The organism is Clostridium sp. B9, from assembly GCF_050509515.1.
GTDB lineage: Bacteria > Bacillota > Clostridia > Clostridiales > Clostridiaceae > Sarcina.
Map to the genome: position 1 here is coordinate 2021063 of NZ_JBNWKA010000003.1, position 25462 is coordinate 2046524.

The window sequence follows — 25462 nt, forward strand, 5'->3', positions numbered from 1 at the left end:
TTAATCTATGCCTTTTCTAAACATATGAGTAAAATGTTTATCGTAAAGTAAACTCTTCTCATAATCGCAATCAATAAAGTCTCCAACTAATATTTGAGCACATTTATTAATTCCAGCCTCTTTTACTTTTTGAGATATATTTTCTAAAGTTCCTGTTATTATTTCTTGATCCTCCCACGTAGCTCTTGAAATAACAGCTATAGGAACATCTTCTCTTCCATATCCTCTTTTTAGTTTATCTACAACCTTATCTATCATTGAAATTGATAAAAATAAAGCCATAGAAGCTCCTATAGAAGCTAATCTTTCTAGATCTTCAGTTTCTGGCACTGGGGTTCTTCCTTCAACTCTAGTTAATATAACTGTTTGAGTTACTGATGGAAGAGTAAATTCTTTCTTTATGGCAGCAGCTGCTGCTGTAAATGAACTTACTCCTGGAACTACTTCATATTTTATATTGAATTTATCTAATTCATCCATTTGCTCCTTAATAGCACCATATATTGATGGGTCTCCTGTATGTAGTCTAACTATAATCTTATCTTCACCATCATTGTCTTTAATAACTTCTACAACCTCATCTAAAGTCATTGAAGCAGAGTTATATATTTTAACCCCCTCTTTACAACAATCTAAATGTTCCTTACTTACTAAAGATCCTGCATATATTACAACATCAGCTTTTTCTAAAATATTTTTCCCTCTAACTGTTATTAAATCAGCAGCTCCTGGTTCCTGCACCTATAAAATATAACATTTTATTCTCTTCCTCCCTTATGTAAATCTTCAATTTTATAATCTTAATATTCACTAATTTTTATTTATTTACTTGCTAATATTAAAGACATATAGTCTCTATGACTTAAAATTTCTTCTCTTGTTTTTAAGACTTTTTCTCCTTCTCTTCCTGCTCTACTAACAAGAACATATTCAAAGCCTTTTTCTTCCAATACATCTAAAACTTCTTCTTCTTTTTTATAAACCTTCATTATTACAACGAATTTTTCATCCTTTATATCTTGTACTCTTCCTGCTGGTAAAACAAGTAATGGCTCATTTCCTACAACTATTGTTCTATCGACTATGCTAGCCGCTGCACAAAAAGATGTTATTCCAGGTATAGTTTTTACATGGAATCCATTATCTTCAACATAATTTAAAAGATGAATATATGTACTATAAACGTAAGGATCACCTATAGTTAGGAAACTAACATTTTTTCCCTCTCTAAGCTTTTCTAATATAAAATCATAAGCTTCTTTTACTTTTAACTCTCTATTTTTCTTTCCCATAGGAAAATGCTTAATAGCAATCTCAGTTCCTTCTTTTATGTATTCCTCAGCAGAATTTAAAGCTATACTTTCTCCACCTTCCTCTGCACTTGGCGCTACTATTACATCACTGTTTTCTATAGCCTTAACTGCCTTTATTGTTAATAATTCACTATCTCCTGGTCCCACACCTATTCCATATAATATTGCCATTATTTTTCCTCCTTAAATGCCTTAACAATAAAAATTGGATTATTGCTAATCATCATGTATGTATTTTCTCTATTTTTACTTATATTAACTAAAGATACTTCCGCTTTTAGCCCTAATTCTTTTAAATATTCAATAGCCTTATATGCATTATTTAAAGTTATAAAATTTAAAACAATAGTTCCTTTATGGCCTAATAATTCATTAGACTTAAATAAAATATTTTCTAAGCCACCACCTGATCCACCTATAAATATAGAATCAAAAGGAGTAATCATTTTATTCTTAAGCTTTTCTAAAAGCTCATCAAGTTTTTCTCTAGCATCACCTTCAAGCAAAACAACATTTTTACAATTAAACTTTCTTAAATTTTCTTTAGTTACATTTAAAGCATCTTCATCTCTTTCAATAGAGTAAACTTGCCCTTCCTCTATAAATTGAGAAGCTTGTACAGTTATACTTCCTGTTCCACTACCTATATCTAGGAAATTCGAATCCTTTTCCAAATCCAGTTTACCTATTGTAAGAATTCTAATATCTTCCTTAGTCATAGGACAATTTCCTCTTATAAATTCAGAATCTTTTATAAATCTCATATTTCCTCCAAAGTCCTATCTTTCAACTATCATAACAACTAAATTCTCATAATCTTTTTCTAAAATTTCTAAAGGAGACCCCTTAGTAATTTTTTCATCTTCATAAGAAAGATTTTCCCCAACATAAACCGTACAGTTTATATTGGCATCCAATAATTTCTTACTTAGAGTATTAGGTGTATTTTTTTTATCAGTAAGCCAAATAGATAGACTATTCTCTTTAACAATCTTTTCGAAGTTTTCTTCTCTTCCATGCATACTTCCAACGAAAGCATTTCCCCAAGGTTTATTTAATTTACAAGTTAAATATTGAAAAGAACTTATTCCTGGTATTATTTCAAAGCTTTCATTATAATTTTTCTTTATATAATTAGTTATTCCATAAAAAGTTGGATCACCAGAAGCTATTACAGAAATACTTTTTTCTTTATTTTCACTTATTATATTTAATATTTCTTTTAAAGAAACAACTTTTTTAAACTTTGAAAAATCAATATTATCTAATATCTTTAAAGATTCTAAAGCTCTCTCAAATCCTATTATTATTTCGCTTTCCTCTAAAATTTTTATAACCTTCGGAACTATATAATCCTTATGACCTGGACCTAAGCCTAATATTTTAAGCATATGAAAGTACTCAACTCCTTTAATTACTTGATTTATATAGGAGCTTCATTTCCTTTGCACCATAATACATAAGTATATCAAAATGAACTTCTCCATAAGAATATATATCAAGTCTCTTTAATATTTTTTTACCAATTCTTTCATATAGTTCAGTAAAATCATCCCCTAAAAGCTTAACAGCTCCTTCGCTAGTTTTTTCCCTTAATACCTTTTCTATTAAAGACAAGTCATATCCCATAAGAGTTAATTCTAAGGCAATAACTTCTAGTCTTACATCGGAAACTCTACTATGAGTGTTAAAGCACCCAAAAGCTATCTTACTTAGTTTACCTATGTGACCTACTATTGTTATATCTTTTACTCCTTGAGCTATAGCACATTCTATAGAAAAGCCAACATAATTTGAAATAACTACTATATTGTCTTTTTCATAACCATACTCTCTTATAAATCTTTCTCCCATGTTTCCAAATACAAATAAAAGTTCTTTATTATTTTTGGATTTTTGCCTTATTTCAAGACGTATAGATTCCTTTATTGCATCTTCAGACATAGGATAAACAATTCCTGTTGTCCCTAGAATTGATATACCACCTTCAATACCTAATCTTGGATTAAAGGTTTTTTTTGCTATTTCTTTTCCTTCAGGAGCAGAAATAGTTATTCTCACACCTTTACCTTTTGGCAAAACATTTAAAACCTCTTTTTTTATCATTTCTCTTGGAACAGGATTTATAGCAGCCTCTCCTTTTTCAACAAAAAGTCCATCCTTAGTTACTACTCCTATTCCTTCTCCCCCTAAAAGTTCAAAACCTTCATCTATTTCCTCAGCTTTAGCAAAGATAGACATACCACTTGTAGCATCTATATCATCTCCACCATCTTTTATGATTGAACAAGAAACTGAATTACTTTCTCTTTTTATATTATTAATTTCTAAGTTAAGTTTTATATTCTTAGGAGTATCTATCTCTATACTAGTAATATCATTTTTACTAAAAAGCATATATGTGGCAGCCTTAGCTGCTCCTGTAGCACATGAACCTGTAGTATATCCACATCTCAACTTTTTGCCACCACTTTCTATGTACATTTCAAACATTTAAAATACCTTCTTTTATTACATTTCTCTATTATAGTTCATGTAAAGTAATGCATTTATTATGGCAGCAGCTACTGTACTTCCACCTTTTCTTCCTTTTACTCTTATATATGGAACATTTAACTCATCTAGTCCTTCTTTACTTTCACTAGCACCAACAAAACCTACTGGTACTGCTACTATAAGTTTTGGCTTAGCCTTTCCTTCTTTTATAAGCTCTCTAAGTTTAAATAAAGCTGTAGGTGCATTTCCAAAAACAAAAATATCTACATCTTCTTTAGCTGCAAGCTCTACTCCAGCCATAGATCTAGTTATTTCTTTTTCTTTTGCTAGCTCAAATACTTTTTCTAAACCTACATAGCATTCCACTTTAGAGTTCAATTCTTTTAATGCTCTTTTATTCATTCCTGATAATGCCATATTTGTATCAGTGTATATCTTAGCTCCATCTTTTAAAGCCCTTACTCCAGCATCTATTGCACCTTCACTTATTTCTATTAAGTCTTCATATTCAAAATCTGCAGTTGTATGTATTACTCTTTTTACTATTTCTAACTCTCTTTTTGAAAAACTATGATTCTGCATTTCAGATTCAATTATTTCAAAACTTCTTTTCTCTATTCCCATAGGATTTTTCATATAACTCATTTATCCAATCAACACCTTTCTGTGTTTTTTCTTTTTAGTTTCTCCTAAACCTTTGTATCTACCACTTATTACATCATTAACTCTATCAATATAAAGTTCTCTAAACTCCTCATATTCTCCTAATCCTTTTAAAACAACAGAAGTTTTTATTCCCTCATTTTCAAATCTACTCTTCCAAGAATCCTCTTCATCAGATGCCATATCATTTTTAGCATGGTCACCTGCAACAACCATTAATGGAATTATTTTAAGTTCACTTATATTATTTCTTTTAACTCTTCTTAAAACATCATTAAAATTAGGATAACCCTCAACTGTTCCGACGAAAACATTTTCATATTCATTGTCATTCAATATAGATTGTAAGCATCCATAAACAGCATTTGATGGATGAGCACTTCCATGTCCAACTAATACACAAGGACTATTTTCCTCTAATATACATTTCATTTTTTCAACGAACTTTGAATAATCATTAGGACCTTCCTCAAATCCTTCATAATGAAATATAGGTCTACCTAATTCAATTTTTCCAAATTCATTCTTATACTGTTCAACCATATGCTTTACATATTCAAATTCCTCTCCTGGTATTATATGTAGTGGTTGAACTATTACTTCCTCATATCCTTTTTCATTTAATAACTTTAAAGATTCCTCTGGAAATAAAACTTTTATTCCATGCTTTTCATTAATCTTCTTTACTATTTTATGAGAGGTAAAGCTTCTATAAATATCATACTCCCTAAAATTTTCTCCTATTAAATCTTCTATTTTACTTATAGAATTATTTAATGCGTCTAAATGACTTGTCCCAAAACTTACTACTAAAATAGCTTTTTTCAATTTTACACCTCTTTACATTCATTAAAAAATAATTTTAAATATTGACTTACTCAATACTATTTAGTTTATTAAAATAAAAAAGCATCTGATTTTAAAACCAGATGCTTCTTCTAAAACTCATAATCATTACATAATATCGCAAAATAGTAAACCATAACTATTCGCATTGTATAATTTAAATATACATATCCATAATAATCACTAAATCTTCCCTCCGAAGTCCAGTTAATTATTTTTAGAAAGGTATCCTGACTTAAGGCCTGTCCTCATTTCTTCCTTCCCAGCATTATTACGCCAGTGGATGCTTTGAAACTTGTATCCTATTACAGTAGCGGGGGCTGTAGTGGATTTTAACCACTTTCCCTTAATCTAAAAATAGTATTCTTTGTTTCATTATAATATATAATTAAAATTCTTTCAACAATCTAATATTATAATAGTAGTATTAAGTAATTAAATTGTATATCTATTCCTACCTAAAACTTTTGATTCATATAACTTCTTATCTGAAGAAGTTATCAATAGTTCAACGTCATACATTGAATTTATAGTTAAAGAATCTATTCCAATACTCAATGTTATTCTGTCACTGACCTCTGAAAATTTATGCTCTATATTTTCTTCATATATTCTTTCTCTAAGAAATTTTATATCAGTTAATACCTCTTTTCTTGACCTTTTAGATATTACTGAAAATTCTTCTCCACCATATCTAAAGGTTATATCATTTTTAAAAGTACTCTTTATAATATTAGCTACCTTTATTAAGGCTTCATCCCCCTTTAAATGTCCATAATTATCATTATATTTTTTAAAGTAGTCTATATCAATCATAATAAATATTACATCACTTCCCTTTGAAGCAATATATTCAAAGGTTTTGTATAAATAACTCTTATTATATACTTTTGTTAATCCGTCTGTAATTATAGCTTTTTTTAGTTCTTTATTAAGCCGTCTAATTCTTTCATTTTTTATATGTATCAAGGTAATAACACCAATAGATATAGACAACAAGAAAGTAAGACAATATATCTTTTTTCTGTCGTGTTCTTTACTTTTGTTGAATATTTCATTATTAAGTTTAACTAAAACAGAATCAGTAGCTAAAGTATCTTCCTTATTTTCATATAATCTATACAGTTCAACAATTTGATTTGTAAAATTCTCATACTCTTTATTTTCATAACTTAATTTAATTAAAGAATATGCAACGGAATAAAATATATCTGAAGTTATACCTCTTTTTTTTATTTTATCAAGCAAATTTTCATATGCTTCACTAGCTCTATTAAAATCTTTATCTTTAATATAATCCAATCCTATTTCCAACTTTTCCAAATACATATCTGTATTTGCATATGAATCTTCTTTATTTTTTTATATAGTTCATTAGCATTGTTATAGTATCTCTCGCCAATTTCAAAATTACTATTTTTTATATTTATATCTGACAAAACCATATAAATCCAAATTAATTCTCTATTACGATCCTCTTCATCTATATTTTTCAATTCATTTAAATACATTTCTTTATAATGATCTACTTTTTCTTCCTTCCCTACTTCAAAATAACTTTCTAATAAATAAGCATATATATTAAGTTTGTTATTTGGTTCTTTAACTCGCTTGCTTTGCAAAAGAGATTCATATATATATATAACTTTATTATACTCTCTCCTTACATAGTAATTTTCACCTAAATTAATTATACATGCATTAATATTTTTATCATCCTTATAATCTAATGCAATGTTTAATGCTTCTTCATCATAATCTAAAGAAATATCATACTCTCCTTTTAATCTGTACATTGTTGATAAAAGCAAATTTGATCTTATCCTTTGAGTATAACTTTGCTTTAATTTATTAGATTCTTCCATCAATTCTATGACATCATTTAAATTTCCATTAGAGTTTAATATACTTTTTGCTCTCCCATAGTATATATTTACAAGCTCACTGTTTAACTTTTTATTTATTGCTATACTTTTAGCATACTCAAAATATTTTTCTGATATTTCAAGTTCACCTATTTTCATATAATTAGTGGATAATGCACTATATATCATTAAATCTATATTATTTAGATTTTCCGGATTATAATTGCTAGATTTAATTAGAAATTCAATTGATTTCTCATAATTTCCTTCTAAATACTCTATAGCCCCTAAGGCATAATAAGCTTTTTCTAATAAATACACATCACTTATTGATTCTACTTCAGAAATTATATTTTTTCTAAATGTTTCTAACTCACTTTTATTTAATTTTCTTTCTTCATCATCCATAATTAACTTTATCATCCTATCAAAATAATAACTATCTTTATATGATGATAATGTAGCCTTTAATCCAACAGCCGTACTAATAATTACAAGCACAAATACTACTCCTAAAATTATTGTTTTTTTATAATTTTTAAACTTCACTTTTATACCCCATACTAAATAATAATTATTTTAAGATAATCTATATTCTAGCATTTACCACATATTTTTTTAACTATTTATTATCAAAATTCATTTAAATAACAAATAATTAACCATTTATTAATACATTATACAAAAAAGGTGGATAATAATTATCCACCTTTTAATTTTCTATCATAAATACACTATAATTATATTATTGTAAAAACATTTTTATATCATCTTCAACATTAGTTATTCCACCAATACCAAAGTTCTCAACTAAAACTTTAGCCACATTTGGTGATAAGAATGCTGGTAAAGTTGGTCCTAAATGTATATTTTTAACTCCTAAATATAGTAAAGATAATAATACTATTACAGCTTTCTGCTCATACCAAGCTATGTTAAATGATATTGGTAATTCATTTATATCTTCTAATTCAAAGACCTCTTTAAGTTTTAATGCAATTAAAGCTAATGAATATGAGTCATTACATTGTCCAGCATCTAATACTCTTGGAATTCCATTTATATCACCTAAAGGTAATTTATTATACTTATACTTAGCACATCCTGCTGTTAATATAACAGTATCCTTTGGTAAAGCTTTTGCAAAATCAGTATAGTAATTTCTTGACTTAGCTCTTCCGTCACATCCTCCCATAACAAAGAATCTTTTTATAGCACCTGACTTAACAGCCTCAACAATCTTGTCAGCTAGTGCAAATACCTGATTGTGAGCAAATCCTCCAACAATTTCTCCTGTTTCTATTTCCTTTGGTGCCTTACATTTCTTAGCATGATTTATTATAGCTGAAAAATCTTTATCTGATTCTGAGTTTCCTTTTATGTGAGTACATCCTGCAAATCCAGCTGCTCCAGTTGTATATAATCTATCCTTATAGCTATCTTTAGGAGGAACTATACAGTTTGTAGTCATTAATATTGGTCCATTGAAACTTTCAAACTCTTCTTTTTGCTTCCACCATGCATTTCCATAGTTACCTACAAAGTGAGAATACTTTTTAAAAGCTGGGTAATAGTGAGCAGGTAACATCTCTGAATGAGTATATACATCTACTCCTGTTCCTTCTGTTTGCTTTAATAATAACTCTAAATCCTTTAAATCATGTCCTGAAACTAATATACCTGGGTTACTTCTAACCCCTATGTTTACTTTTGTTATTTCTGGATGACCATATGTTCTAGTGTTTGCACTATCTAATAATGCCATACCATCTACTCCAACCTTACCTGTTTCTAAAGTTAAAGCTATTAATTCATCTATAGTTAAATTGTCATTTAATGTTTTAGCTAATGTACTTTGCATAAATGCATTTATATCTTCATTATCATATCCTAAAGCATTAGCATGCTTCATGTATGCTGACATACCTTTTAATCCATATATTATAAGTTCTCTTAAACTTCTTACATCTTCATCTTTAGTAGCTAAGACTCCTACCTTTGTTGATTTTTCATCTAAAATAGTATCTATTAATTCAATTGATTCTTCTTTACTTGAAAATATATTTTTTATTCTTTGTAAAAGTCCAATTTTCTCATCTATTTCATTTTTATTAGTTGCATTCCATAAAGCAGCTTCTGATAAACCATTTTTATTTTTTAATGAAACTAATAAAAGCTCTTTTGTTCTTAAAGTCTCTTTAACTCTTTCATAGAATATTTCATCATCAAAGTTTGCATTAGTTATTGTAGTAAATAAATTTATTGTTACTAAGTGATTAACCTTAGAATCTATTTTCTTTCCTTCTTCTCTTAATCTAGTTGTAACTTCTGATAATCCTTTAGTTGTATATATTAATAAGTCTTGCATTCTAGCTAAATCTGGTGATTTACCACATACTCCAAATTTAGTACATCCTGTACATCCAGCAGTCTCTTGACACTGGAAGCAAAACATTTTATTTTCCATTAATAATTCCTCCATCATTTATAATTTTTTTCATTTGTTTTTAATTATTTATTGTCCCCTCGACATGCTTTATTCTATACTATATTACTCAACTTTCCTGTAACCTAAGTTACCAAAAGTGAAAAAATATAAAGTTTTTTATAAAAACATAAACATATATTTTTCCCCTAAAATTTTAAAAAAATTTTAGCCTAAACACCGTAAAATAAAAAAACACATTAATCAATTTAGATTAATGTGTTTTTTTATTAGTTTCTTATTAACTCTTCAACATATTCCATATCTATATTTTCTTCTAAGAGATCACAAAGCTTATCATATTGACTAATTTTATAATCCTTATAACTTATTTCTTTGCTTTCTTCAAGGTTAAACTCTCTTTTAAGTTTATTTATAAGTTTTTCTCCAAAGTCTCCTTCATCAAATACTCCATGAATATAAGTTCCAAATACATTTCCAGAACAACTTTTCATTCCAAGGGCTTTTCCATTAGAATCCTTAAGCCAAATATTTTCTTTCTTAGTTGGAATGCTTTCTCCATTATGAATTTCATACCCACATAGCTTATTACCTTCTAAATCTAAAGCTTCAACCTGTTTTGTTGTTTTTATTTCATTGAAGGTTGTTTCTATATTTAAGAAACCTAATCCCTCTTCTTCTCTTACATTCCCCTCAATACCTAAAGGATCACTTATTTTTTCACCTAATATTTGATATCCACCACATATTCCAAAAATTAATTTACCTTTAGCTTTTTGTTCCTCTAAAGCTTCTTTAAATCCACTTTTCTTTATGTAGTTTAAATCATCTATAGTATTTTTACTTCCTGGAATAATAATCATATTGGCTTTCTCTAACTCTTTAGGTGAATCAATATATCTAATATTAACATCTTTAATTCTTCCTAATGAATTAAAATCTGTGAAGTTTGACATATGAGGAAGTCTTATTATAGCTATGTCTATACCCTCACCATGTTTTTCATTACTCTTTATAGAAGTACTGTCCTCTTCTTCAATATCTAAGTCAAAGTAAGGCATAACCCCTAAAACAGGAATATTTATTATATCTTCAATCTGTTTCATAGCTGACTTAAAGTATTCTTTTTTCCCTCTAAATTTATTAATTATAACACCTTTAACTCGCTTTTTTTCTTCTTCACTTAAAAGCATTACTGTTCCAACAATAGAAGCAAAAACACCACCTCTATCTATGTCTGCTACTAAAATAACATCTGCATCCGCCATTTTTGCAGTATGCATATTAGCTATATCAGTTTTTCTTAAGTTTATCTCAGCACAACTTCCAGATCCTTCTAAAACAATTAAATCATAATCATTAGATATATCTTCATAAGCTTCTTTTGCTTTCTCTTTCAAGTATTTATTTAAATCTTCATACTTATAAGCATCCATTGTACAATGCACTTTTCCTCTTACTATTACCTGAGTCTTATAACCCGCACTAGGTTTCATAAGTATAGGATTCATATATTCTTTTGGTTCTATCTCACAAGCTTCTGATTGAACAACCTGAGCTCTTCCAATTTCATCGCCCTCTTTGGTTACAAAAGAATTTAAAGAAATATTAAGAGCCTTGTATGGTGCTACACTATATCCTTTTTTCTTGAAATATCTACAGAAGGCTGCTGCTACTGTACTTTTCCCTACTGAAGAAGCCGTTCCAAGAAGCATTATTCCTCTATACTTCATACATCTCACCTACTTAATATCTAGGAATCCATGAGTTTCATTTAGTATATTCTCTCCAGTTTCAAATTCTATTCTTTCTTTAAATAAAGGTTCATCAAAAACAAATGTATGATATTCTCCATTTTCTCCACAAGCATCTGCTCCTGCAGCTTTTATTTTTTGAACTAAATCTTTTGTTAAAACTTTTCCTAAGAATTCTTCTCCTAGTTCTTTTAATCTTACGTTCTTGATTACTGTTTTAAAACCACTGTCTATAAATTCGTAAGTTAACTTTTCTCTATCCTCTTCCCATAGTGGAAATATTGCTTCTAAGCCTGCCTTTTCACATTTATCTTCACACCAAGTTCTGTGTGCCATTAAATCTATATCACCAAACACGCAAGCTTCTGCACCCATCTCTTCTTTAACCTTAGTTAATGCTTCTACAAAAGTCTCTGCATAATTAGTTCCATTACTTTCAACTAAAACCATTGGTATATCTAATGAATTAGAAACATCCTTTAATAATTGATCTGGAATTCCATGAAACCAACTTCTTAAAACCTTTTTATCAACAGTAACCAATAAAGCAACTGGTTTATGTCCTTCTTTTATCATTCTATATAATGATAATGTACTATCTTTTCCACAGCTATATGATACAACAAATTTCTTTTCCATAATATCCACCTCTATCTCCATCTTTCAAGAGCACCTATCATAAATGCCCTTATGTCTATTCCATAAACATCCTTTATCTTTTCGCTATTTAAAACTTCTTTTGCTTTTCCTTCTCCATAAATATGCCCACTTTTAATAAGTATGACATTTTCACTAAATCTTTGTACTAAGTTTAAATCATGTAAAACTCCTATAACAGTTTTATTGTTTTCACTTACCCATCTATTTATATAATCTAATATTTCTATCTGACATTTTAAATCCAAATGATTTGTTGGCTCATCTAAAAGTAATATATCTGGTTCTTGTGCAAATGCTCTTGCTAAATAGACCCTTTGTAACTGCCCTCCAGATAATTCACTTATTAATTTATTCTTTTCTTCACTTAGTCCAACGCTTTCAATACAATTTAAAACAATTTCTCTATCTTCATGAGAAAGGCTTGAAAATAACCCATCCATATGTGCATATCTTCCAAGTGCCACTGTTTCAAAAACTGTATAAGAAAAATATATATCTGAATTTTGACTCATTAAGGCTATTTTTTTAGCTAAATCTTTTCTCTTTATTTCACGAACTTCTACACCATCTAACTTTATTTCTCCAGTATAATCCATAAGATTAGCTAAAGATTTTAGTAGAGTGGATTTACCACATCCATTTGGACCTATAATTGATATATTCTCTCCAGGCTCTGCCCTAAAAGAGACTCCATGGATAACTTCATATCCATCATATCCACATTTAAGATTTTTAACTTCTAACACGTTATCACCTACTTCTCTTTCCAAAGTAAAGATAAGCAAAGAATGGTGCTCCTACTAAAGCTGTAATTGCTCCAACTGGCAATTCAGATGGTGATATTATTGTTCTTGAAACTAAATCTGTTAAAACCATAAGAGTTCCACCAACAACTATACACATAGGTATCACCACTTTATGATTAGAACCAAATATCTTTCTCACTATATGAGGAGTTATTAAGTCTATAAAACCAATTACTCCACTTAAAGCTACAGCACTTCCAGTTAAAATAGCAACTGAAATAAGTAGGCTTTTTTTAACTTTCTTTGTTTCAACCCCTAAACTTTTAGCACTATCTTCACCAAAGCTTAGTATGTCCATTTCTTTTGTATATTTCAATACTCTGATCAATCCAATTATTAAAAATGGAAGCCCTGCAAAAACATAACTCCAACTTTTCATTGAGAATGATCCCATTTGCCACATAGTTATAGCTTGTATATCCTCACTGCATAATGCTGTTATTGTGGTTAATATAGCACTTGTAAATAGTGATAATACCATACCAGCTAATATTACAGTATTATTAGAAAGCCCTCTATCCACCTTATTAGAAAACATAATAACTGTAAAAACAGTTATTACACCACATACAAATCCTATAACAGGCATTGCTAAATTACCTACATAAGGAATGGTTATTCCTAAAACTATATATAAGCCAACCCCTAATGATGCTCCTGATGAAACACCTAATGTATAAGGAGAGGCTAATGGGTTTTTAAGTATTGATTGTATTACTGCTCCACTTACAGCTAAGGAAGCACCAACTCCAAATGCTAATAAAACTCTTGGTAATCTTATAATCCAAATAATCGCTACGTCCTCTGGTTTAATTCCTACTCTAAGCGGAATATCAAATAACTTATTCCCTATTATTGAAACAGTATCCATTATATGAATATTGGAACTTCCTATAGAAGTTCCAATACAAAGTACTAATAACACCAGGGGAATAGCTAATGTTATTAAAATTTTTCTTTTTTTAGATTCCTGCATATTGCTCTGGATATATATCCTTAGCCATTTGCTTTAATGCTTCTATTACATATTGACTTCCACGTGATGAAGCATTTTTGTCTATTAAGAATATTTGATTATCCTTAACAGCAGTTATTGTATTCCAACCTGGACGTTTAGCAATTACTTCTGTAGCATTTTCTATGTAACCTTCATTTGTTAGTATTACATCTGGATTTTTTTCTATAATAGATTCTTCACTTGGTGAAATCCAACCTTTTTGGTCTGCAAATATATTTTCTGCACCAACTATGTTTAATAAGCTGTTTAAGAAAGTATCACTTCCAAAACTATATAACTTTGAACCTGATCCGATTTCAAAATAAACTGTTTTCTTGTCTTTTATAGTATCACCTATAGCTTTTATTTTGTTAACTTCTTCTTTCATTCCGTCAACCATCTCAGTACCTTTTTTCTCTGTTCCAGTTAACTTAGCTAAGAAGTTTATGTCTTCATATATTCCTTCCATACTATCGCTTGTTGGAATATAAACTACAGGGATTCCAGCCTCTTTTAAAACTTTAAATGGATCTTCTTTACCTTCTCTGTTATGACCCGAAGCTATTATTACATCTGGTTTAAGTGCTAATATAGCCTCTGCATCAGGATTTCTAAAATCAAACTTAGTTACGTCTGGATTTAATCCTTTTACATCAGCAGAGTACTTATCAATTCCTACTATCTTGTTCCCTAAACCTAACCCTACTAAGATTTCTGTGTTTGAAGGAGCTGTTGAAACTATTCTTTCAATCTTTTTAGGTACAGTAAACTCTGTTCCTTCCATGTCCTTCATTGTAACTGTTTTTTCTCCACATCCAACAAATAATAATAAAGACATAGTCATTACCATTAAGGCTGCAAAGACTTTTTTGAATTTTTTCATTTAATTATACCTCCGTTTTACCTTTGTATTTTCTTTAAGCACCACGAAAGTAAACCTTTTAAATTATCTTATTTAGTTTTCAAATTAATTGTTAAGCAGTGTAACTTTTAACCTTAATTGATACCCATATATAAGTTACTCTAACTAAAACAATAATTAAGACAAAAAAACGATTACCACCATAGTAACTTAAATTTTTTGTTTTGTGAGGCTATGATTAACGCGTAAAATAAAAAAAGCATACCTAATGAAGGTATGTTACACTCTTTAAAACACGCATCCTATTATCCTACCCTCAGAGGATAATAGTACATTCATAAAGGCAGGTTTCCCGACTTTGCTTCATTCTACTTTCTCGCCTTCCCACATAAAATGCAGTGACATAATGAGATTTCGTCAGCTTCACGGTTACTGAGGTAGTTGAAGATTTACACTTCATTCCCTATTAAGTGAATTCACACCAATTATGAGTCAATCACCTTGATTATATTATTATATTTTCCCATTGTCAAACCTCTATACTTATCTATTATTGGAATCAATGGGAAAATAAATAATATATGGTATTTAGTTTAAAATCAATAAATAATGTTTATCAATAATATTATTTAATTTATAATAGCTTTTAACTCTTTTAAAAGCTCTAAATTTTCTTCTCTTGTTCTAACTGCAATCCTATAAAACCTCTTATTTAAGCCGATATAATTACAACAACTTCTTATTAAGATTCCCTTTTTAAGAAGCTCTCCTCTTAAATCAATCTCTTTTTTAATCTCAAAAAACAAAAAGTTAACAGCACCTTTAAAAATTTTTATATTTTTTATTTTATTTATTTCTTCATATAAAAATTTATTTTCTTTTTCTATATATTCAATAGACTCTTTTATATATTCCTTCTCTTCAAGAGCTTGTCTTCCTGCATAGTCTGCTACAGTATTTACACTCCAAGGAGTAGAAACTTTATTTATTTCCTCTATATATTCGCTATTTCCACTTAGTCCGTATCCTAATCTTATTCCTGGGAAAGCGAATAGTTTAGTTAATGACTTAACAATAATTAAGTTGTTAAATTCATTTAATTCCTTAGTAAGAGTATATTTTTCTCCATCTTTCACAAAATCCAAAAATGATTCATCAAAAACTACTGTACATCCATTATCCCTTGCTTTTTCTAATATCTTTAAAGATAAATCTTTTTCTATCAAAGCTCCTGTTGGATTATTAGGATTACATAAAAATAAAATGTCTATGTCACTGTTAATTTCATTTAAAAAATCTGAATCTAAAGAATATTTGTCCTTTAATAAATAATGTGAAATCTTGCATCCTACAGAATTTAAAGCATCTTCATACTCAGAAAAAGTTGGTGCTATTAAAAGTGAACTCTTAGGTTTTAAAGCTCTTGCTATATTAAAAATAACTTCTGCTGCTCCATTTCCTAAAACTAATTCTTCACTATTACAATTTTCATAAATAGATATAGCCTTCTTTAATTCAAAATAAGTTATATCTGGATACCTTTCAATCTCATTTAATGCATAAGTCATAGCCTTATGTACTTTATCTGACATTCCCATAGGATTTATATTAGCTGAAAAATCTAAAATTTTATCCATATTGTATATTCTTTTTATTTCTTCCACATTTCCACCATGTCCTAAGTTCATATAATCACCTCAATAATTCCTCTAAGACCTACTGAAATTATCATCCCTAAAAATGAAACCAGCATAAGTATGTTGTTTGTTTTATAAACATGGTCTATTTTTATTTTGCTTATAGAATCACCTATTGTTGGTTTTTCCACAAGCTTCCCAAAATAATAGTTAGCTCCTCCAAGTCTTATTCCTAAAGCACCAGCTACAGCTGCCTCTGGATGCGCACTATTAGGACTTGAATGGTTATATCTATCTCTTTTATATATCTTAAAACTATTTTTATAGTTCATTCTTAAAATCCAACTAGCTAAAACTATTAAATATGCAGTTATTCTTGCTGGAATATAATTAAATACATCATCAAGTTTAGCTGAAACAAAACCAAAATCTTTGTATTTATCATTTTTATAGCCAAACATTGAATCACAAGTGTTAACCGCTTTATATAAAAAGGCTAAAGGTGCTCCTCCAAGTCCAGCAAATATCAATGGAGCTATTATTCCATCTGACATATTTTCAGCTACAGTTTCAACTACAGCTCTAACTATAGCCTCTTCATCTAAGTTTTCAGTATCTCTTCCTACTATGTAAGAAAGCTGCTTTCTTGCCCTTACAATATCTCCACTTTCTAATATATTAATAACCTTAAGCCCCTCAACTTTAAGTCCCTTAGCTGATATACAAAAATAAATAAGTATACCAGACACTACAGTTCCTAAAATAGGGTTAATAATATTAGAAATTTCAACAATTCCTAAAGCAATTAAAAAAGTTATTATTACTATTGAAAGCCAAGCAAATAAGCCTGCTAACTTCTGTTTTTTTGAAAAAACACTTCTCCAAAGTTTCTCCATACTTTGAGCTAGCTTACCTATATATCTTATAGGATGATATGGATTTTGAGGATCCCCTATTACCATATCTAAAATATACCCTATTACAATTTTTATCATTTCTAAAACCTTTCCACTATCTCTAAGCTTACATATTTTTTTATATTACTTTCAAAATCTTTTTCTGATAATTTCTCTTTCAAATTTTTATGTGCTAATTCAATTTTTAGCTTATATCCTTCACCGCATTTAGGTTGATATGTATAAAAATCTAATCCCTCTTTTTCAAAAAGTTCTAAAAGAGAAGCTATACTTCCTCCATGACATACTATTAAAGCCTCCTCTTCATTCTGCTCCTCTAGCATTAAAAGAAGATTTAAAAATGCTTCCTTCATCCTAAGCTCAAAATCTTTTCGTGATTCACCATTAGGACAAGTTACTTCCTTGCTCTCATCTAGTATCCAATCTAAATACTCTTTTTTCTCTTTTAGCATTTCATAAGATTTTAATTCAAAGTCTCCAAAGTTGTACTCAGAAAATCCTTCAAAAACTTCATAATTTTCATTTGGATATAAAATTTCAAAGGTTTTATTAGCTCTTTTTAGCCCACTTGTAAAATATCTCTTACATTTAGGCAATTTCACACTCTTCTTTTTTTCCTCTAACTCACTTATTCCTATTTCACTTAAAGGCACATCACTTACTCCACAATAAAGCCTCTCTTCGTTGCAATAAGTTTTACCATGCCTTATTAAATAAATTATCATCTTATTCACCCTTTAACTTTGTTGGTATTCCAAAAAATATTCTATAAACCTCTTCACTTTCCTTAGATAAAAACTGAAGAACCTTACCTGTTTCTTCTCTCCATTTTCTTTCTTCTTTTTTTAAAGGAACTATTCCAGAAGATATTTCATCACAAATCAATATCTTATCTCTAAACTTTTCTATATTCTCCTTAAAAAAGCTTAATGAATCTCTCTTTTCTAAAACATTAAAATAAGTAAATCTATCTATTCCACTTATTACTTTTTTCGAAAAATCAAATTCTCCTTCTTTGCAATAAAATATGTCATCCTCTTTTATTCCTAGCTCTTCTTTTACGTAATTTAATTTTCCATTATATGATCCACCAAATAAAAGCTTCAACCTATCTCCTCCTTAAAGAATTCCTAAAGCAATAATTCCTGTAAATTCCATAAGCACAAGAATATATCCTGCAACATCTCCATTTATTCCACCAAACTCTTTATTGACCTTTCTAAGTAATAAGAAAGCTACTATTCCCATTAGTAAAATTGATATAGCATAATCTACTCCAAATATTAAAAAACTTAATACTATAGTAAAGATATATATTCCCATTAAAACTGCTTCATCAACTTTTCCAGTTCCATTTTTAAAGAATTTTCCTAAAGAGCTTTCTCCAAGCATTTCTTTGCTTACAATAAAATATCCACTAATAGCTCTTGAGGCAATTGGTATAAGAATTAAAATTTTCATATTAACTCCATTAGCTAGAATTGTGTAAACCCCTGAAAATTCTATTATTAATAATAAAACAACTGCAATTACAGAAAATGCTCCTACTCTTGAATCCTTTAATATTCTAAGTTTTTCTTCTTTAGTTCTTCTTGAAAGCAAAGCATCACAAACATCCATAAAACCATCTAAATGTAAAAATCCAGTTAAAAAATATGGAATTGCCATTATAATTGCTCCCATAAGAAGATAATTAACATGAAGCTTATTAAGAATAATAAAACCTAAGTACCAAAATAAGCCTACCACTAATCCTATTAAAGGATATAGCTTCATTATATCTTTAGCTGCCTTATCATCCCACTCATATTTTGGAAGAGGAATAACAGTAAACATACTTAAAGCCATATTAAAAGCCTTGTAAATCCTATTCATTTTCTAAAACCTCCTTTCCTTTATGAAATATTAAGTTACCAAAGGAAGCTTCTATAACAACATCAGATATTTTAGTTAAATTGCATGTTAAATTTCCAAGTTCCTTTCTAAAAGTATCTGTATAAGAATCATATTTAATTCCATCACAGAAAACATAATCTGAAACTATAACTAAGTTTTTAACACTTTTTATTAATACCTTTAAATCCTCAAAAATATATGAACTTACATTTTTATTGAAGTCTTGTCCAACAAACATTTCATTAGTAACTAAAGAAGTTAAACTGTCTAATAAAACAGTATCTTTTTTTGTAAACTCATTAGCTACACTCTTTATATTTCTATGTTTTTCTATGGTTGTAAAATCATATTTTTCTCTACTTACTAAATGATTTTCAATCCTTTTCAAATCCTCTAAGTCATAAGGATTCATTGTAGCTAGATAATATAAAGTTCCTTCTTCACCCTTAGAAAGCTTACTACTGTAAAACTCAGCATAAGAAGATTTGCTACTCTTAGCTCCCCCAATAATTAAAATAACCATAATAGCTGTCTCCTTCTTTTAGTTAGTTTACTACGTAACACTCTTCCTCTTTTACTTCTTCTAAATAAGTATCATCAATATTACCCTCTTCAAATGTTGCCATATTATTCATCATAGCAATCGAAAAATCAATAACTGAAAAAGCGATAGGACAACCACTTCCTTCTCCTAGTCTCATATTAAGATCTAGCATAGGAGTTAAACCTAATTCATTTATAGCTAAGTTATATCCTATCTCCTCTGATTTATGAGAAGTAAAACAGAAATCCTTAACTAACGGATTCAATTTATTAGCTAAAAGTGCTGAAACAACAGATATAAATCCATCTATTACTACTGGTATCCTATAGTATGCCGCTCCTAAAAATACACCTGCCATAGCTCCAATATCATATCCTCCAACTTTTGAGAGAACATCAATAGGATCATTACAATCTACATTATGCATTTTTATAACTTCATCAACTATTTTTTTCTTCTTTTCAAAGGCCTCGCTTTTTATACCAGCACCTTTTCCAACAACATCAGAAGCAGAACATCCAATTAAAGCTTTTAAAACAGCCGCTGAAGTAGTAGTATTTCCTATTCCCATTTCTCCTACTCCTAATATGTTATATCCTTCTTCTTTAGCCATTTTTACAGCTTCAATTCCTATTTCTAAAGATTTTATTGCATCTTCATAAGTCATAGCAGGTTCTTTATAAATATTTTTAGTTCCCTTAGAAATTTTCTTATTTATAACTCCTTCTATAATTTCATCTGAATTAATACCTACATCAAAGACCATTAAATCTGTGTTATTAACCTTAGATAAAGTAGCAACCCCAGTGGTACCTTTTAAAAAGTTTTTTGTTTGTATAAGAGTTACAACTTGAGGTGCTGAAGCTACACCTTCTTCCACAACCCCATTATCCGAAGACATTATTAATATACACTTTTTATCAATATTATTAAAGATATCCCCTGTCATTCCAGATAACTTTATGGCAATTGACTCTAATTTCCCTAAACTACCTAAAGGCTTTGCCAAAGAATCTACTCTTTTTTTAGCCTTGTCCATTGAATTTTCATCTAATCCTCGTATCCCTTTTAGTACATTATTTAACATTATACTTTTTCATCCCTTCTTATTTTCTGATATAATAATTTCATAAAATTATAAGGAGAATAAAATGATTACTAAATTTAAAAATCATAAGATAACTAGACTAGGTGGACTTAATAACCTTAATTATTTATTAGAGTGTGATAATAAAAAATACGTTTTAAGAATACCTAGTAAAGATAATAGAAATAATTTTTTAAAGGAAAATTATGTAATAACCTTTGCTAATTTGAACAAGCTTTCACCACCTATTATATATCATAATAAGGAAAATGGTATATTATTAAGTGAATTCATAGAGAATTCTAAAGTAAACATGGCTACTTTTACCTCTAAAGACTTTTTAAAAAATCTTTGTAAGTCTTTAAGAAAGTTTCATAGTTTAAACTCTCCCTATCATTTTAACCCTTTTGATGAAATAAGAAAAAATCTTTTTTCACTAGAAAAATTTAATTTTAAGATGGATAAAGATATAAGCTTAATTCTTGATAAATTAAATTACTTAGAAGAAAAACTTACAAAAAACAAATTACTAGGTCTTTGCCATAATGATTTAAACTCATCAAATGTTCTTTATAAAAATAATACTGTTTTTCTTTTAGATTTTGAATTCTCAGCTATGGGAGATATATTTTTTGATTTAGCAACACTTTCGTGGATGTTGGATGAAGTTGAAAGATACATACTTTTAAAAAACTATTTTGGATATTATTCCTACGAACTTAAAGAAAAAATAGAAGATTACTTATTTGTAGTTAAGCTTTGGAATGCGTCTTGGAGTTATTTGAAATCTATAAATAGCAAATCTGATTATGATTATAAATTAGGTGCCAATATGATTATTGATGACTTACTTGAAAACATTTAATTAAGGCTCTGTTTTAAGTGAATGTTGATTTTTCCAACTAAGATCAACACTAGTTTAAAACAGAGCCTTAATTTTATATTTACTTTTTACAGTCCTATTTATATAATATAGATTGATTCTCTTCTATCTTTTTGTTCTTAGTGTTATAGATTCCTTTTTAGAAAGCTTTCCATTTTCATATTTCGCCGCTATCTTAAAATTATAAATAGTATGTCTATTTAAATTTTCAAAGATATATTCGGTTGCTTCTTTATCAAGTTCAGCAACCTTTTTGCCATCCTTATATATTACATAACTCTTTAACCCATAAGTTGATTTAGGAGCTTCCCATGATACAACTACTTCTTTTTTCCCAACCTCTATTACCTTAAAATTCTCTACAGGATTTCTAACAATTTCACTTTCTTCAAAAATATCAAATTCTTCAGATGTATGAATATTCCTAGCATAATCCACTACCACTATCTTAGCAGCTGTTGTTTCCTTAATATTTTCTAAATCAAATAACAATTCATGTTCATATCCTTTTTCATCTGCATCTAATGGAATTATATCAGTAAGAGGCTCCTCATTATAATCTACTAATTGAACTGCTTGTATATAATGATTATCTTTAACAACAAGCTTCAAATAATCTTTTCCACCAATATTTAAATTTTCTTTTCTTACAAGCTGTGCCTCTTCAGTATCTATAGTAATAGGAAACTCTAACTTTTCAGCTTCACTATCCCCAACTCCATTAGCCTTAATCTTATAAGTATATTCACCATCTGGCATAGGTTTCATTGTATTCCAATCTACAGCATCCCATCCATGCTCATCCATAGCGTATGTCATAAACCCACCTGTTTCATAGAAATAAGTCTTTCCTTGATTTCCATATTCTCTTTCATATACTACTTCATCTTCACTGTTAGTTACAGAATATTCTATTTCTTCTGCACTTCTTAAAAGCCCTACTAAAGGACTCACCACCCATTGTCCTGTTATATTCCCTATAGCAATTTTATCTTCACTTATTACAGGTGCCTCATCATCAGGAGTGAACATGTTCATTCCTAAATAATATCCTGAACCAGTCATCAAATCGAAATTACCCATAGCAGTTTCATACATAACAGCTTGTTCATCATCAAATATGTGACTATCTAAAACAGGTGCTGCATTCCAATCTCCATAGAATCCTAAGAAAGGTAAGTTTAAATCAACAGAGTCTTCCTCTTCCCCTTTAAGACTTATAAATCCATCTATGAAAGCTCCATTTTCACAGTTATCTAAACTCTCTTTTACATGATTAGTAAGATTTATTGAAACCTCTATAGTTTTGCTTTCACCTGGTGAAAGTGTAATTTTATTTCCTTCTACCTGATTAAATTCAACATTAACTTCTTTCTCATTTAAAACTCTAGATTTTTGAGCAAAGAATTTTTCTCCGTTTAATTCTATTATTTCCTCTGTTAAAACGCTTGGAACTAAATTATAGTTTACTTCTTTATCTGAAGTATTGTGAACTTCAAATTCAAAAGAAAATTCCCCATCTTCACTATCACCCATTTCTACCTTAGGTTTCTCTGAGGCTACTGTTAAATATCCATGGCTTCTTATAGCATCATTTACATTTATAACACCAGCACCTTGTTTTCTTGGTGAATATGGATTTCCTTTTTCATCAAGTACTATACTAGCTGTACTCATTAAACGATTTGTTATAATCTTTTCTTCTTCGCTCTTATCTAAAGCTGATTTATTTTCATTTAAATATTCTCTAACAACTGCTGCAGCTCCAGCTACATGTGGGCTTGCCATAGAAGTTCCATTCATTGAACCATATGAATTTCCTGGAAGTGTTGAGTATATTCCACCTCCTGGCGCTGTAATTTCAGGTTTTAATTTTAAATCAGGAGTTACTCCCCAAGAAGAAAAATCAGACATTAGGCCCGAAGTACTTTCCTCAAAAGAATCCTCAAATGATTTATCTACTGAAATAATTCTCTCTTCACTATTAGCTATGCTACTACCATCTGCCTTGTTTATAAAAATAGAAGGAATTGTACCATTTGTTTGCATATTTATTAAATCACCTTCAACGTTGTTATAAACAATAATTCCTTTAGCTCCATACATTGCTGCATTCTCTTCTTTTTCTGTAAATGCTATTACCCCTCTTTGAACTAGTGCTATTTTACCTTCTACATTTACTGATTCAAAATCAGCTATTGTTCCAACTCCCGGAACAGCTACAACCTCATGCTCTCCTTCTAAAGAAGTAAAGACTACATTTGTTCCAGCATTAGTATCTGAGTACTTAATTTTTGAATTCCCATGTAAAAAATATGACAAATATGTCTTAGCATTATTTACACTAGCAATAGATGTTGCTGCATCATAAGTTGATGGAGAACCGACTATTCCGTTATCAGGATTTTCAACTAGCGGAAGATTTCCTTTACTTGACATGTTAGTTGAACTATTATCATTACCAGCTGCACAAATCAAATTTATTCCAGCATCCTTAACTCTATCATAAGTATCATTTAACACTTCATCAGACTCTTCTGTAAAACCAGCCGCTGAACCTAAACTCATATTAATAGCATCTACTCCTAATGTTACAGCGTCATCTAAAGCTGCTAAAATCGTTTTATCTGATGCCCCACCACCCTTACTACTAAATACTTTCATTATGACAAGCTGAGCATCAGGTGCAACTCCTTTTACCTTTTCTCCATTTGATGCCACGGTGCCAGCTACATGAGTTCCATGATCTCCAGCATCCTGTGGATTATCATCTCTATCTGCATAATCATATGCAAAGGGAATCTTTCCACTTTTATAAACAGTTCCATTTGCATTCATTTCATTATTGTTTAAAATTTTACTTATATCCTCTTCTGAATATTTAATACTTTCTGGAATGGTTTGAAATGCTTCATGATTAATGTCTAATCCAGTGTCTAAAACAGCAACTACAGTATTCTCCCCAGTATATCCTAACTCATTAGCTTCTATAGCTCCTATAGTTCCATTACTATTTATCATTTTTGGTTCTTTTTCTATTTCAGGATTAGTAGGCAATTGGTGAATAGTTGAAATAAATGCATTTTTAACACCTTCAACTTCCCTAATTTTCTCTAAATCTTTAAACTTTGCAGTTATAGCAAATCCATTTAAAGCGACCTTATACTCTGCTTCCCTCTCAACTTCCTTTGATATACTTTTAGAAATTCTACTTGCTATCTCTTTCTGTTCATTTTGAATTTCTCTTGTTATGTTTTTTCCATTCTTTGTCATGATATACGTAGAAATATTTTCACTATTTTTTTGCTCTATATAATAATCAAGTAGAGGTTTACTTTCTAATTCAACAATTACAGTAACATCCTCCTCAGACTTATACATTTTCTTAAGTTCATTTTCAGCTTTTGAATTAACTGCTTCACTTAATCTTTCTTTCACATCATTTTTTATGGAAATAGACTCACTAAGATCAATATTATTACTGTTTTTTTCTTTTCCATAAGCAAGAATTATATTACTACTTAAATAGGTACTCATAACACTACAAACAATAGCACCCGCTATTATAGCTTTTAATTTCTTATTCATACTTATTTGTTATTAGCAAATCTAATAAACTCAATAAAATCTCTGTCCCCAATAAAAAATCATTGATTTAATAAATCACTAATAACCTTCACCCCCATTTCAAAAATATTTTATAGCTAATTTGTAAATATTTAATTTGTAAAAAATATATTTATATTAAATTTAGTTATTGATAAATCAAATTTAATCTTTTAATTGAATT

The 25462-nt window shown here is 29.2% G+C and carries 23 protein-coding genes, 1 pseudogene and 2 riboswitches; of the genes and pseudogenes, 1 reads left to right on the forward strand and 23 read right to left on the reverse strand.

Annotated features, from left to right (window positions below; translation table 11 throughout):
* The 22 genes and pseudogenes from cobM to cobT all read right to left on the reverse strand — a co-directional run bounded on the left by cobM (position 1) and on the right by cobT (position 20789).
* Positions 1-757: pseudogene (gene cobM / locus ACQZHJ_RS09140) on the reverse strand (precorrin-4 C(11)-methyltransferase).
* 64 nt (positions 758-821) lie between these two features.
* Positions 822-1484, reverse strand: coding sequence for a cobalt-factor II C(20)-methyltransferase (locus ACQZHJ_RS09145; RefSeq protein WP_430485247.1), 663 nt, complete (start codon positions 1482-1484; stop codon positions 822-824).
* A complete protein-coding gene (gene cbiT / locus ACQZHJ_RS09150; protein WP_430485248.1) occupies positions 1484-2077 on the reverse strand; it encodes a precorrin-6Y C5,15-methyltransferase (decarboxylating) subunit CbiT in 594 nt (197 codons plus the stop codon). Before cbiT ends, ACQZHJ_RS09145 begins: the two co-directional genes overlap by 1 nt.
* A 15-nt stretch (positions 2078-2092) precedes the next feature.
* A complete protein-coding gene (gene cbiE / locus ACQZHJ_RS09155) occupies positions 2093-2704 on the reverse strand; it encodes a precorrin-6y C5,15-methyltransferase (decarboxylating) subunit CbiE (protein ID WP_430485249.1) in 612 nt (203 codons plus the stop codon).
* 19 nt (positions 2705-2723) lie between these two features.
* On the reverse strand, positions 2724-3806 hold the full coding sequence (cbiD, locus tag ACQZHJ_RS09160) for a cobalt-precorrin-5B (C(1))-methyltransferase CbiD (protein WP_430485250.1): 1083 nt from the start codon (positions 3804-3806) through the stop codon (positions 2724-2726).
* 18 nt (positions 3807-3824) lie between these two features.
* Positions 3825-4454, reverse strand: a complete 630-nt coding sequence (locus tag ACQZHJ_RS09165; RefSeq protein ID WP_430485251.1) for a precorrin-8X methylmutase — start codon at positions 4452-4454, stop codon at positions 3825-3827.
* Positions 4455-5300 (reverse strand): sirohydrochlorin cobaltochelatase, encoded by an 846-nt coding sequence (locus ACQZHJ_RS09170; RefSeq protein ID WP_430485252.1) that lies wholly within the window; start codon positions 5298-5300, stop codon positions 4455-4457.
* 221 nt (positions 5301-5521) lie between these two features.
* Positions 5522-5688, reverse strand: a riboswitch (cobalamin riboswitch).
* Positions 5689-5753: 65 nt separating this feature from the next.
* Positions 5754-6641, reverse strand: a complete 888-nt coding sequence (locus ACQZHJ_RS09175; RefSeq protein WP_430485253.1) for a GGDEF domain-containing protein — start codon at positions 6639-6641, stop codon at positions 5754-5756.
* Positions 6623-7732: a tetratricopeptide repeat protein gene (locus tag ACQZHJ_RS09180; RefSeq protein ID WP_430485254.1), complete on the reverse strand. Its 1110-nt coding sequence runs from the start codon at positions 7730-7732 to the stop codon at positions 6623-6625. Before ACQZHJ_RS09180 ends, ACQZHJ_RS09175 begins: the two co-directional genes overlap by 19 nt.
* A gap of 196 nt (positions 7733-7928) precedes the next feature.
* Entirely contained in the window at positions 7929-9650 is a 1722-nt protein-coding gene (gene hcp / locus ACQZHJ_RS09185) for a hydroxylamine reductase (protein WP_430485255.1), read from the reverse strand.
* Positions 9651-9898: 248 nt separating this feature from the next.
* Positions 9899-11362, reverse strand: coding sequence for a cobyric acid synthase (locus ACQZHJ_RS09190; protein WP_430485256.1), 1464 nt, complete (start codon positions 11360-11362; stop codon positions 9899-9901).
* A 9-nt stretch (positions 11363-11371) separates the two neighbouring features.
* Entirely contained in the window at positions 11372-12022 is a 651-nt protein-coding gene (locus tag ACQZHJ_RS09195; protein ID WP_430485257.1) for a diphthine--ammonia ligase, read from the reverse strand.
* A gap of 11 nt (positions 12023-12033) precedes the next feature.
* Positions 12034-12789, reverse strand: a complete 756-nt coding sequence (locus tag ACQZHJ_RS09200; RefSeq protein ID WP_430486882.1) for an ABC transporter ATP-binding protein — start codon at positions 12787-12789, stop codon at positions 12034-12036.
* Between the two features lie 4 nt (positions 12790-12793).
* Positions 12794-13825, reverse strand: a complete 1032-nt coding sequence (locus ACQZHJ_RS09205; protein ID WP_430485258.1) for a FecCD family ABC transporter permease — start codon at positions 13823-13825, stop codon at positions 12794-12796.
* A complete protein-coding gene (locus tag ACQZHJ_RS09210; RefSeq protein ID WP_430485259.1) occupies positions 13812-14729 on the reverse strand; it encodes an ABC transporter substrate-binding protein in 918 nt (305 codons plus the stop codon). The genes ACQZHJ_RS09205 and ACQZHJ_RS09210 overlap by 14 nt, the downstream gene beginning before the upstream one ends.
* Positions 14730-15033: 304 nt before the next feature.
* Positions 15034-15227: riboswitch (cobalamin riboswitch) on the reverse strand.
* A 110-nt stretch (positions 15228-15337) separates the two neighbouring features.
* Entirely contained in the window at positions 15338-16396 is a 1059-nt protein-coding gene (cobD, locus tag ACQZHJ_RS09215) for a threonine-phosphate decarboxylase CobD (RefSeq protein WP_430485260.1), read from the reverse strand.
* Entirely contained in the window at positions 16393-17340 is a 948-nt protein-coding gene (cbiB, locus tag ACQZHJ_RS09220; RefSeq protein ID WP_430485261.1) for an adenosylcobinamide-phosphate synthase CbiB, read from the reverse strand. The genes cobD and cbiB overlap by 4 nt, the downstream gene beginning before the upstream one ends.
* A 2-nt stretch (positions 17341-17342) precedes the next feature.
* On the reverse strand, positions 17343-17987 hold the full coding sequence (locus ACQZHJ_RS09225; protein ID WP_430485262.1) for a histidine phosphatase family protein: 645 nt from the start codon (positions 17985-17987) through the stop codon (positions 17343-17345).
* A 1-nt stretch (position 17988) separates the two neighbouring features.
* Entirely contained in the window at positions 17989-18369 is a 381-nt protein-coding gene (locus ACQZHJ_RS09230; RefSeq protein WP_430485263.1) for a bifunctional adenosylcobinamide kinase/adenosylcobinamide-phosphate guanylyltransferase, read from the reverse strand.
* Positions 18370-18381: 12 nt separating this feature from the next.
* Entirely contained in the window at positions 18382-19137 is a 756-nt protein-coding gene (locus ACQZHJ_RS09235) for an adenosylcobinamide-GDP ribazoletransferase (protein WP_430485264.1), read from the reverse strand.
* Positions 19130-19681: a bifunctional adenosylcobinamide kinase/adenosylcobinamide-phosphate guanylyltransferase gene (locus ACQZHJ_RS09240; RefSeq protein WP_430485265.1), complete on the reverse strand. Its 552-nt coding sequence runs from the start codon at positions 19679-19681 to the stop codon at positions 19130-19132. The genes ACQZHJ_RS09235 and ACQZHJ_RS09240 overlap by 8 nt, the downstream gene beginning before the upstream one ends.
* A 22-nt stretch (positions 19682-19703) precedes the next feature.
* Entirely contained in the window at positions 19704-20789 is a 1086-nt protein-coding gene (cobT, locus tag ACQZHJ_RS09245) for a nicotinate-nucleotide--dimethylbenzimidazole phosphoribosyltransferase (protein WP_430485266.1), read from the reverse strand.
* A gap of 64 nt (positions 20790-20853) precedes the next feature.
* Here cobT and ACQZHJ_RS09250 point away from each other — a divergent pair, with 64 nt between their 5' ends.
* Positions 20854-21654 carry a phosphotransferase gene (locus ACQZHJ_RS09250; protein ID WP_430485267.1) on the forward strand — a complete coding sequence of 267 codons (801 nt, stop codon included), beginning with the start codon at positions 20854-20856 and terminating at the stop codon, positions 21652-21654.
* A 123-nt stretch (positions 21655-21777) separates the two neighbouring features.
* Here ACQZHJ_RS09250 and ACQZHJ_RS09255 read toward each other — a convergent pair whose 3' ends face one another.
* Positions 21778-25260, reverse strand: a complete 3483-nt coding sequence (locus tag ACQZHJ_RS09255; RefSeq protein ID WP_430485268.1) for a S8 family serine peptidase — start codon at positions 25258-25260, stop codon at positions 21778-21780.
* Positions 25261-25462 lie beyond the last annotated feature (202 nt).